The sequence below is a fragment of the Pseudoalteromonas sp. SG44-8 genome, assembly GCF_014164125.1.
GTDB lineage: Bacteria > Pseudomonadota > Gammaproteobacteria > Enterobacterales > Alteromonadaceae > Pseudoalteromonas > Pseudoalteromonas rhizosphaerae.
Window position 1 is genome coordinate 57,470 of sequence record NZ_JACJEQ010000012.1, and the last position, 11,956, is coordinate 69,425.

At 40.3% G+C, this 11,956-nt stretch carries 6 protein-coding genes; 5 read left to right on the forward strand and 1 reads right to left on the reverse strand.

The window, feature by feature from the left end:
* The first annotated feature begins 70 nt into the window (after positions 1 to 70).
* The 5 genes from H5163_RS11525 to H5163_RS11545 all read left to right on the forward strand — a co-directional run bounded on the left by H5163_RS11525 (position 71) and on the right by H5163_RS11545 (position 9,590).
* On the forward strand, positions 71 to 3,094 hold the full coding sequence (locus H5163_RS11525; RefSeq protein WP_182735169.1) for a TonB-dependent receptor: 3,024 nt from the start codon (positions 71 to 73) through the stop codon (positions 3,092 to 3,094).
* A 241-nt stretch (positions 3,095 to 3,335) separates the two neighbouring features.
* Positions 3,336 to 4,805 (forward strand): glycoside hydrolase family 28 protein, encoded by a 1,470-nt coding sequence (locus H5163_RS11530; RefSeq protein ID WP_182735170.1) that lies wholly within the window; start codon positions 3,336 to 3,338, stop codon positions 4,803 to 4,805.
* A 22-nt stretch (positions 4,806 to 4,827) separates the two neighbouring features.
* The gene (eda, locus tag H5163_RS11535; RefSeq protein ID WP_182735171.1) at positions 4,828 to 5,451 is read left to right on the forward strand and encodes a bifunctional 4-hydroxy-2-oxoglutarate aldolase/2-dehydro-3-deoxy-phosphogluconate aldolase; all 624 of its coding nucleotides are present in this window, start codon (positions 4,828 to 4,830) and stop codon (positions 5,449 to 5,451) included.
* A 91-nt stretch (positions 5,452 to 5,542) separates the two neighbouring features.
* The gene (gene uxaC, locus H5163_RS11540; RefSeq protein WP_182735172.1) at positions 5,543 to 6,991 is read left to right on the forward strand and encodes a glucuronate isomerase; all 1,449 of its coding nucleotides are present in this window, start codon (positions 5,543 to 5,545) and stop codon (positions 6,989 to 6,991) included.
* Positions 6,992 to 7,040: 49 nt separating this feature from the next.
* On the forward strand, positions 7,041 to 9,590 hold the full coding sequence (locus tag H5163_RS11545) for a glycoside hydrolase family 88 protein (protein WP_182735173.1): 2,550 nt from the start codon (positions 7,041 to 7,043) through the stop codon (positions 9,588 to 9,590).
* 833 nt (positions 9,591 to 10,423) lie between these two features.
* Here the strand turns inward: H5163_RS11545 and H5163_RS11550 are convergent.
* Complete coding sequence (locus H5163_RS11550) at positions 10,424 to 11,851, reverse strand: polysaccharide lyase family 1 protein (protein WP_182735174.1); 1,428 nt, start codon at positions 11,849 to 11,851, stop codon at positions 10,424 to 10,426.
* Between the last annotated feature and the right edge of the window lie 105 nt (positions 11,852 to 11,956).

The following is an 11,956-nucleotide window of genomic DNA, read 5'->3' on the forward strand; positions in this document are numbered from 1 at the left end:
CAAGGACATGACAAACACACTCTTTCAAGTCATGTTAACTTAATAACAATAAGTAGAACGTGGAACCACTATGACAACCAGCACACACAATTTTAAACTTAGTAAGTTAATGACCAATTTAATACTCAGTGGCGCATTGACCAGTGGCTTAGCATATGCAGCGCCTCAAGATGAAGCTGTTGCTGATGATCAACTTGAAGTGATCGAAGTAAAAGGTTTTCGCGGTAGTATCAATGCCGCTTTAATGTCTAAGCGTGAAGCCGTTGGTACACGTGAGACTATCATTGCTGAAGATATTGGTAAATTTCCTGACTTAAATGTTGCTGACTCACTTTCGCGTGTACCTGGTATCTCTATTGAAGAGGATGCAGGTGAAGGTCGTCAAATTACCATTCGTGGTCTAGGTTCTCGTTACGTTAAAACCACAATTAATGGCATGGAGTCCGCATCTGCTGGTGCTGCAACAGACGCTGCGGGTGGTTCTAATACATCTCGTGCATTTGATTTTAACGTATTCGCATCTGAACTGTTTACCCAAATAGATATTAATAAAACCGTTTCTGCTGAACTTGAAGACGGTGGCATCTCAGGCAATGTTAACTTACAAACGGCGCGTCCATTTCAATATGATGGATTTAAAGGCGCTTACAATGTCAATGCTCGTTATAGTGATGTTGATGAGGATGTATCGCCTCGTGCTTCTTTTATGCTAAGTAATAACTGGGATAATAAGTTTGGTGTACTTGCCTCTATTGCATACTCTGATGGCACAGTACAAAGTGAAGGTTCATCAACTGGACGTTGGACTGTAAACAACCCCAGTTTTGTCGAAGATGGTTTACCTGTTGGTCAAGGTGGCTCAAATTATCTTACCGTAGCACCTAAAACATTACTGATGCCTAACGGGAATTACACCAATGAAAATTTAGATGGATTATATTTACCGCGTATTCCTCGCTATTCATTGTATTCAAAACAACAAAAACGTCTTGGTGCAACAATTGCTTTTCAATATGCGCCTACTGATGATCTCTCATTCAACTTAGATGTGTTGCATGCAAGCTTGGATAATGATTCTGAAGAATATCACTACGAAGTATTATTACGAGATCAAAAAAATATCGTTCCTGAAAACATTTATGTAGATAATAATAACACTATAGTCGCTGGTGCATATTCAAACGCCATTATCCGTTCAGAAACACGCAAAGATACATCTGAATCAGCATTTGACCAAGTTAGCTTTACTGGAAATTGGTTTATTAACGATCGTTTTAAAATGAACTTCCTAATTGGCCAGGGTAAATCAGATTTAGACATTCCGAATATGACCACCTTTGCCCTAGATAGTAATCAATCTACCGTGGCCTATAGTTTTGATAGTAATATAGACCCTTTATCATTAATTAATAACCCGGGCGGACAAGCGATTGGTAGCGGTGAGTTAAACACCACTATGCCGTCATTTGCATTTGCTGCAGGTCAGGCACCTGGCGGTAATTATAGTAAAGATGAAATAGCATCGGTGATGACAGATCCAAGTAATTACACCGCTGGTTTAGTGCGTAACCGCTCTCAAACGATTGAAAGTGAAAATAAAACTATTAGAGTTGATTTTACATACGAGATTAACGATGAATACACAGTTAAGTTTGGTGTTGGTCAGCGTAGTTTTGAAACAGAACAACACTATAATTTAAATAACTGGAAAGACATCAATAAAGATACAAATAAAACATCAGGCGCAATAGCAGAAGAGCGTGTTATATCGCTAGATGCAGCCCAAATTGATGGCAGCTTGTTTAATACCACTTTAGATAAACAAGGTGTAAGTTTTGGTAACAACGCTTCAATTCCTGGTTCATCAACGCTTAACAGTAGTACTTGGTTAGCACCTGATTATAATGCCATGTTCAACGCCTTTGCTGGGGCAGACTTTTTTCAAGCCAAAGAAGATTTTAGACGCACTTATTATATTAAAGAAGAAGTTGCTACAGCATTTGTCCAGTTAGATTTCAGAAACTACATATTTGATAAAGAGCTACGTGGTAATGTTGGTGTACGTTATGTTGATAACAAAAACACCAGTCGTATCGTAAATTTAGATCATATTTACAAAGATGGTTTCACTGCGGGACGTGGCGACGGTGCAAACTATGCTGCAGGTTATGGCTGGCGTGAATCAGTAAGTGAAGGTGATGAATGGCTACCGTCTTTTAACCTTGCTTACGATATTACAGAGGACTTAATCGGTCGCTTTAGTTATTCACACGCAATTACTCGCCCAAAATTATCTGATTTACGCTCTTCAATCAGTATTAATACGCCGAGTATTGATGATCCATCAGCGACAATTAAGATGGGTGCAGGCCCGTCACTCAAGCCTTATAAAGCGAAACAATACGATCTAGGTTTGGAATGGTATTTTGCTGAAGAGTCACTGCTTGCAACATCACTGTTTTATAAAAATATTTCGGGTTTAACAAAAGCAAGTTCTGAGCAGGTTTTATCACAAACCGAACTTGATAGACTTGGTATCGACCTTGGCGACACAGATCCTAGCACTGTGACTTGGCAAGTATCGCAACTTGTCAATACCGATGCTGAAGGCATGTGGGGCGCAGAATTTATTTATCAACAGCCTTTTACCTTCTTACCTGAACCATTTAATGCCTTAGGTTTACAAACTAACTACACCTATATTGATTATACACGTGATATAGAAGACCCATTTTACGGCACGCAACTTAACTTAGTAGAAGAAGAAACATCAAAGAACACATACAACATAACCTTGTACTATCAAGTAGACGATTGGTCGGCTCGTTTTTCTTATAACTACCGAAGTGGCTATAACAAACAATATTTAGACGAATATAAAGATGAATCAACCTTTGTGCGTGGTTATGATGCAAAGGCGAAGCTTAATTTCTCTGCCCGCTACAAGTTAACAGAGAAAATGAGTGTTTCATTTGAAGCCGTTAATTTAACAGATGAAAAACAAGATATGTGGAATGATATTTACACGCCACGCCCTTATGAAAATCTGTCATCAGGTCGCCAGTTTTTAGTGGGTGTAAGGGGCACTTTCTAAACTTAATCAACACATAGCCTCGTTAACTGAGGCTATGTCTGCAATATAATACTCTCCCCCGTGCATAATCGATGATTTTTACTATCGATTATTTTATTAGTCACTAATTTTAAATAACTTTTTCAAAAACAATAAGTCTTTGAAAATTTAAACTTTGTAGTAAAATCACATTGCCACCGGTGGCAATAACTGCTAATGTTAACCTATTATAATAATTCCAATTTCAGCAGCAGGATACAAAATGAATAATCAACGACGGTATTTTCTTAAAGCATTGGCTTCTAGCACGTTGGTAACAGCAACCTTAGTTGGCTGTAAGTCAGCCCCTTTGCTCAATGTTTTTGACGCACCAATTAGCGCTGACGATTGGCAAATGGCTGCACAAATCAAATCAGCGATTGTAGTACCGACCTTCCCTGCTAAACAATTTAATATTAAAGACTTTGGTGCAAAAGAAAATGGCCAACATGATTGCACACTGGCCATTAAAAACGCCATTGAAGCCTGTCACGCACAAGGAGGTGGTCAGGTCTATATTCCAGATGGTACCTACCTCACTGGTGCGATTCATTTATTATCAAACGTTAACTTGCACCTCAGTGATAACGCAATAGTGAGCTTTAGCACTGATCCCACTCATTACTTACCAGAAGTATTTACTCGCTGGGAAGGCTTAGAAATGATGGGCTACTCACCACTTATTTATGCTTATGAGCAAGAAAATATTGCCATCACAGGTAAAGGCACACTGCAAGGAAATGGCGATAACCAAACCTGGTGGCCTTGGAAAGGACCACATAAGGAAGGTCATTGGGATTTAATTAAAGATAGCCAAGGTAAAGTATTGCACCAGCGTGAAGCACGTGATCAGTTGATGGTTGATGCCGAAGCCGGTGTGCCTGTCAGCCAACGTATATACAGTACTGGTGCCTATTTACGCCCTCCTTTTATTCAACCGTATAAATGTAAAAATATTTTAATCGAAGGCGTAACGATTAAAAACTCACCGTTTTGGTTAGTGAACCCGGTTTTATGCCAAAGTGTTACGGTTGATAACGTGAATTTTTCAAGCCATGGCCCTAATTCAGACGGCTGTGATCCAGAAAGTTGTGACCACGTGCACATTAAAAACTGTGTATTTGATACCGGTGATGATTGCATCGCGATCAAATCGGGCCGAAATGCTGATGGTCGCCGTGTTGGGGTAGCATCGCAAAACATTGTTATTGAAAACTGCCATATGAAAGAAGGCCATGGTGGTGTTGTGATCGGCAGTGAGATATCTGGCGGTGTAAATAATGTCTTTGTGCAAAACTGCACCATGGACAGCCCCCACCTAGAGCGTGCTATTCGTATCAAAACTAACTCAGTACGTGGCGGTTTAATCGAACATATTCGCATACGTAATATCGAAGTTGGCACAGTTAAAAATGCTGTTGTGATCAACTTTTTTTATGAAGAAGGCGATGCGGGACAGTTCGACCCAACAGTGCGGGATATTCAAATAGAAAACTTACATTGTAAAAATGTGTTGAGTAAGGCTTTTTACCTCAATGGCTTTGCACGCGCACCAATGAACGATATCCATTTTATCGACTGTCATTTTGACCAAGTGGGTGATGATTCTATTGTTGCTAATGTGAATAACATGAGCTTAACCAATGTCACTTTAAACAAACAGCCTTTAACTATGGCTCAATTACAAAAATAATAAGTATTAATAGGAAAATTGTATGACCGTGTTTTCAACATTATTAGGCAACCAACCTATATTGCCTATCATCCAAGCAAACAGTAGCGAAGAAGGTGTGGCTATTGCCACTGCCATGCACAAGGCTGGCATTCATTTAGTTGAAGTTGTGTTGCGCACGCCAGCGTCACTTGATGCATTAGTCGCCATCAAAAAAGCACTACCCGATTTATGCGTTGGTGCCGGCACGATTACCGATCAAGCATTACTTGCAAAAAGTCTTGCCGCCGGCAGTGATTTTATTGTCACACCGGCCGTATCACCGCGATTATTAGATGCACTTACACAATCTTCTGTGCCCGTTGTGCCGGGTGTTTCAAACACCGCCGATATTTTACTTGCAAAAGAGTATGGCTTTACTGAGCAAAAGCTATTCCCAGCTTCTTTGTGTGGTGGTGAGCAGTTTTTAAAAGCAGTAAGCAGCGTATTTGCTGATATTCGCTTTTGCCCAACAGGTGGCATTAATGAACAAAACTTTAAAGACTATTTAGTACTTAATAATGTGATGGCTGTGGGTGGAACTTGGGTTGCACAATCACAATGGGTACAAAGTAAAGACTATGAAAAAATCACGCAAGCCTGCCTTCAGGTACTAAATAACAATTAATTTACATATTGACTGCCACGTGCTGTCAGTGTAATTTACCTTTAAATGCCACCGGTGGCAAATAACAAGCAGAACAGTTAAGGAATCTTCCATGTCTGGCAATATTGAACCTTTAGAATTGCACCCAGATCGTTTGTTTTCGAGCGATCCTACCGTTGTTGCAATCGCTAGAAAGTTATACGAATCAATTAAAGACTTACCGATTGTTAGTCCGCACGGACACACTGATCCTCGTTGGTTTAATGAAAATGAAAACTTTGGCAATGCCACTGAGCTATTTATAAAACCCGATCACTACGTATTTAGAATGCTTTATAGTCAGGGGATCCCAATGACTGATTTAGGCGTGCCAGAGCATGGGCTGCAAGGCGATATGGCACGTTCAAAAGCAGCTGCTCCTGAAAAAGTATGGCAAATCTTTGCTGATAACTATCACCTGTATGCAGGTACGCCAAGTGGCTATTGGTTAGATGCGGTATTTAGTGATGTGTTTGGTTTTACAGAAAAACTTTGCTCTGAAAATGGTCAGCACTATTATCAAAAAATTACAGCTGCGTTAGCAACACCCGAGTTCAAGCCTCATGCACTGATGGACCGCTTTAATATTGAACTAATTGCCACAACAGAGGGTGCACTTGATCAGCTCCCGCACCACCGCGCAATTGCAGGCTCTGCAATGGCAAAACGTGTTATCACTACCTTTAGACCTGATGATGTTGTTGATGCAAGCCGCGAAGATTTTATCGACAACGTAATTAAACTCGGTGAAATCACAGACCAAGATACAACAACTTGGCAAGGTTACTTAGCGGCCATTCAAATTCGCCGAGATTACTTTCGCATTGAAGGTCTTGCAACAGCAACTGATCATGGTCACCCTACTGCACTTACTGCGGATTTATCACTAAGTGAATGTGAAGCATTATTTGCCAAATGCCTTACAGGTCAGGCTTCAGAGCAAGAGCAAGAGTTATTCCGAGGGCAAATGCTCACTGAACTTGCCGGTATGAGTATTAAAGATGGCTTAGTGATGCAAATTCACCCCGGTGCACATCGTAATCATAACCAAGCGGTGTTTGATCAATTTGGCCGTGATAAAGGCTGTGATATCCCAAGCCAAACTGAATACGTTAACGCACTCAAACCACTCTTGAGCAAATACGGAAATCACCCAGATCTTAAAATTATCTTATTTACTTTGGATGAAACAACCTACAGTCGTGAGCTTGCGCCACTAGCTGGTCACTACCCTAGCCTTAAATTAGGCCCTGCGTGGTGGTTTCATGACAGCCCTGCCGGTATGCTTCGTTTTAGACAGCAAACAACAGAAACAGCTGGTTTTTATAACACGGTTGGCTTTAATGATGACACCCGCGCATTTTTATCAATTCCAGCTCGTCATGATGTCGCACGCCGCGTTGATTGTCGCTATTTAGCAGAGCTTGTAGCAAATCATCAAATTAGCGAAAGTACTGCACAGACTCTGGCTTATCAACTAACCTATGGGCTAGTGAAAAAAGCATACAATCTCGATAAATAACAATAATAGAGCCACTTAATTTAAGTGGCTCAACCATTGAGGACAGACAATGACTTTCAAAACATCACTGCTATCAAAACGCGTTATGATGGGAACAGTTCTAAGCTCAAGCCTATTATTGGGTGCCTGCCAAGAACATGCAGATCTTAAAACACCACTGCAAGCGAGTGAAACTAACTCCATTGGTAGCGCATTAGTTGCTAAAGTGGACATTATTAATCCATCTTCATTTAAACGCCCTGATGAGCCTATCTATCTTAGCTACTACGATTTAGGTCTGAGCCAAGCATCTGCGTTAACAATAAAAACGGCACAGCAAGTATTACCCAGCCAAGCAGTAGATATTGATTCAGACGGTGAACTTGACGGTGTATATTTTATTGTCGATTTAAATGATAAGCCTGTTGAAGTCACTATTACACAGCAGAGTAAACATCCAATCACAGTAGAAACCAAGCGCGTTCAAGCTGATCTTGCTCACAAAGAAGGTGGCCAATGGCAACCACATTCTCGCCCGCCAAAACACCAAATTGGCACAGGCAAAAAAGAATATGTTGGCGGTGAATTTAAAAATGTTGAAGAACTTTCTCCACCAGATTATTACACCGATCATTCAAACTGGATCCGTTATGAAGGCCCAGGTATTGAGTCGGATAAAGTAGGCTATCGCTTTTACTTAGATTGGCGTAATGGCTTTGATATTTTTGGCAAATTAACCACTAAACCAGTGTTACATACCGTTGGTCTTGATGGATATGATTCGTATCATGACAAACAAGACTGGGGAATGGATATACTTAAAGTGGGCAATTCATTAGGCGCTGGCGGCTTTGGTTTAATGGGATCTAATGATGAATTAGAACATGTATCTGATGTTAGCAAACGTACAGCACGTATCCTTGAAAATGGTGATCTACGTGCCAGTATCCAACTTGAGTATCAAGGCTGGAAAAATAGTTATCAACAACAAAACCTTATCGCTAATATTAGTATGCACGGCGGCTCACGCTTAGCACATGTTTCACTTGCAACAGATAAAGACTTGTCTAATTTAGTCGCCGGTGTTGTTAAGCATCCTGATACTGAGTTTATTCAAGGTGATCTTGATGCAATGAGTAATTATGGCTACAGCTATATTGCCAGTTGGGGCAATCAGAGTTTAGATAAATCAGCTTTAGGGATGGCGGTATTTTTTAAAAAAGGTGATGTTATTGATGTACGCCAAGACAAAAATAACTACCTTGCAGTACTAAAACCTAAAGGGCAAAGTACACAGCATGTAGATTACTATTTTGCCTCAGTGTGGCAGCCTGAAAGTGGTATTAACGATAAAGAAAGCTTTATTGAGTACCTGAATCAACAAGCTGAAAGATTGACAATTAAACCTCGTATTACTTTGTATACCACAGTAACAGCAAAACAAACAACGCAGCGACTGAGTGAGGAGTCAGCACTCGAGTGGGCTCGTGCCCTTGCCGATTCAGAGCTACAAAGAAAAACACTGGGTTACCATGCTGGTGGCTGGGATGTGAACCGTAAACGCAGCCCAAAGTTTGAATACGATATTATTGGCTTACAACCGTATGCCTATTATCAATTAGGACTGGCAACGGATGAGCAAACATATAAAAATGTGATTGCCCAAGTTACTGGCAGCTTTATTGATCAACAAGGCAAAATCACCGCCTATAAACAAAGCAATTTTAATATCGATAATATTCCACCTGGTCGCAACCTTATCCAGCTATACCAAGATACCAAGCAACAAAACTACTTAACGGCTGCAAAAGCGTTACGAGCGCAGTTACAGTTACAGCCACGTACATCACAAGGCGCATTTTGGCACAAAAACAAATATCAACATCAAGTGTGGCTTGATGGCGTTTATATGGGTATGCCATTTTTAGCCCAGTATGCCAGCTTATTTGAAACGGGCCACCAGCAACAAGAAACTTTTGCTGAAGTGGTAAATGAATTTAAGCTTACGCGTGAAGCACTTCGCGATCCAAAAACTGGACTGTACTATCACGGATGGGATGAATCAAAACAGCAAGCATGGGCTGATAAACAAACCGGCGTTTCGGCAGAGTTTTGGGGCCGTGGTATGGGGTGGCTCGCTATGGCAGTGGTTGATGTACTCGATTACATCCCAGCAAAAAACACAGAGCAACGCGATACCTTACTCGCCATAGTAAAAGAGTTAGCCACGGATATAGCCAAAGTTCAAAATACTGATACCGGCACATGGTGGCAAGTTTTAGACAAACCAACGGCTTTGGGCAACTACCAAGAATCTACTGCAACAGCAATGTTCGCTTATTTTTATGCCAAAGCGCTTAATAACGGTTATATCGATGCTGATTATCAAGACACGGCGCTTGCAGCTTATCAAGGTTTACTTAACCAATTTACATTAGTCCATAACGATGGCACGGTGAGTATGACAAACCAATGCTATGTTGCAGGACTTGGCTTTGGCCGTGATGGTAGTTTTCACTATTACATGAGCGAACCGATCAGTAAAAATGATCCTAAAGGAAATGGTCCCTTCATTCTAGCAAGCCTTGAAATAGCTAAGCTTCTAGCTGGTAACAACTAAAAAGCCTCTGATAAGTTAGCCAGTAAACAAAGTACATTGCACTTTGTTTACTGGCTAAAACTCGCTTTCCCTTCAACCACATCAGCACAGTAAGCTCATAATGATTTATGATGCGTATAATAAAAACACCGCAAATAAAAACATTTTTTATCAGCTGCTTATTTTATTCAATAATGGATGGGTCTGCGCAAAATAATAACAACTCACTGAGCTATGCAGTACAAATGGCTAGTTCTGAGATGCTCTGTAACCTTCAGGCGTACACCACCTATTGGCACGATTAACCGCGATGGTACTACACTACCCATTGCTTAGTGTTACTGTCATTCGTGAAGCTCTATCTGCGTCAACCAGAGCAACGCTATTAGTCTACAGGCGGGATTGTTGATAGCAACGACAATGACTCGAAGCGAATTAATGTCCAAGCGCTTATAATATTGATGGGTTAAGTGATTTCACTTCAGCTAGCAAGAGGTGGGGGGACCGTTATGAAACTATCCCACAACGTTAGCGCTGTGCATCACCTATTTCCTATATTGATAACAACGCGTTTGCGACACTTTTCATTAATAGCTCAGTACCACGCTCTCGAGCAGGTCGAAACAGCGCAATACAAAAGTTAGAGGAATTACAAATAACCAGCCAAGTTTGTCAATTCAAAGGCGCGCAGCATTCATTTTGGTTATTCCAGCCGTGGTTAACACCAACGACTGCCGTTATTGATGACTTTTTAACAGCACAATTCGCTAACAGTCGTTGAACACTATTGAAGTTATAATCGAAAGCCACGATGACTTAACAGATCTGTTAAAGTCAAAGTGGTTTTTGCTTTATTATTCGCTAAGTGAATTTAAGTACTGCTGTAAAACCTGCTCTTTAGTGGCATTTTTCAATTGCGGCTGATGTTGTTTTAGCCAGTTATCATCCACACCATCTTGATCGGCATCTGTGATTGCTGTAAAGCCTATAAATTGTTTTTCATAAGCATCCCAACTACCTATTAATTCAAACTCGTGGTCTATTAGACCGTTTTTCTTGATGGGCACAGCGTCTATTAATTGTTGATAAACTAAGTTATCAACACTATCAATAAATCGGCCATTGGCATTTTTGCTTGCACCAATGTCTTGTGCTTTGGTGGCAGTATAAAATGCTTGCTCTGCACTAATATAGGCCAACGATTCTTGCACAGCAGATGTAATAATTACTTTATCGCTTAACCAAGGGCTCTTTGTATCACTCTTTGTGCGCTTTGCTTTGACTGCTTTACGGTAGTTTACACCTAAGTAGTTATGCTCACTCAGTTGTGGATTGTTCTCAAGTACATTACCCATAATATACGCCTGATTTTCTTTTATCTCAGGGGAGTACCAAATATCCGCAAACTGCATGATCTTACTTGCTTTGCCTGGCTTATAGTAATTATTGATCAGGTTAAAACGACCATTTTCTGAGCCATACACATTGTTATGTCCCCAGTTAAAAATAATATTATTAATTATTTCAACAAACTCTTCATTTTGTGCGTATGGTGATTTAAGTCTATGCCCGTTGATCCTTGGTGTTCTGCTGGCATGATTAGCGAGTATATTATTAATGAAACTTGCATTTGCTCCGCCCCAAATACCACCATAACCATGATCTCCTTTAGGGTGAATTGAATGGCTTAAACTGTGCGAAATCATTGAGTTTTGTAGTGTGAAATTGCGGTTATTATAAAAACTTGCAGTTTCATCAACCGACCAACTTAATGAACAGTGGTCAATTATCACCGTATCACTATTTCGTACTGACAAAGAGTCATCTGCGTAACCAAATGTACCTAAACGAAAGCGCATATAGCGAATAATCACGTTAGTACTGGACGACACAATCACAGGTGCACCAATAAGGGTAATACCTCCAGGCGAGCTTTGTCCTGCAATGGTGATATTGCCGTGTGAAATTTTAAGTTCGTCTACCAGCTTTATCACTCCTGACACCGCAAAAACAATGGTTCTAGGATGCTTTTGCTCTACCGCATAGCGTAACGTACCCTCAATTGGTTTATCAGCTTGATCTGCTAAGCTTGTGACAATATAAAGCTCACCGCCCTTTCCTCCGGTTGCATATTTTCCGAAACCTTGCGCAGAAGGAAATGCTAAATTAGCATTTATTTGTTCAGCAGATAATTTAGCTGAAATAGAAATAGTAAACACAAAAATCATACACATGTAAGCTATGTGCAGATATTTTGAGTGATTATTTTGCAATAATTGCATAATGGTCCTTTAAAATTGCTTTTACACTTTAGGGTTTAAATAAAAAAATACACATGTTGATGGCTAATAAATTGACAACATTATTAATACAGTGTTAACTTCATG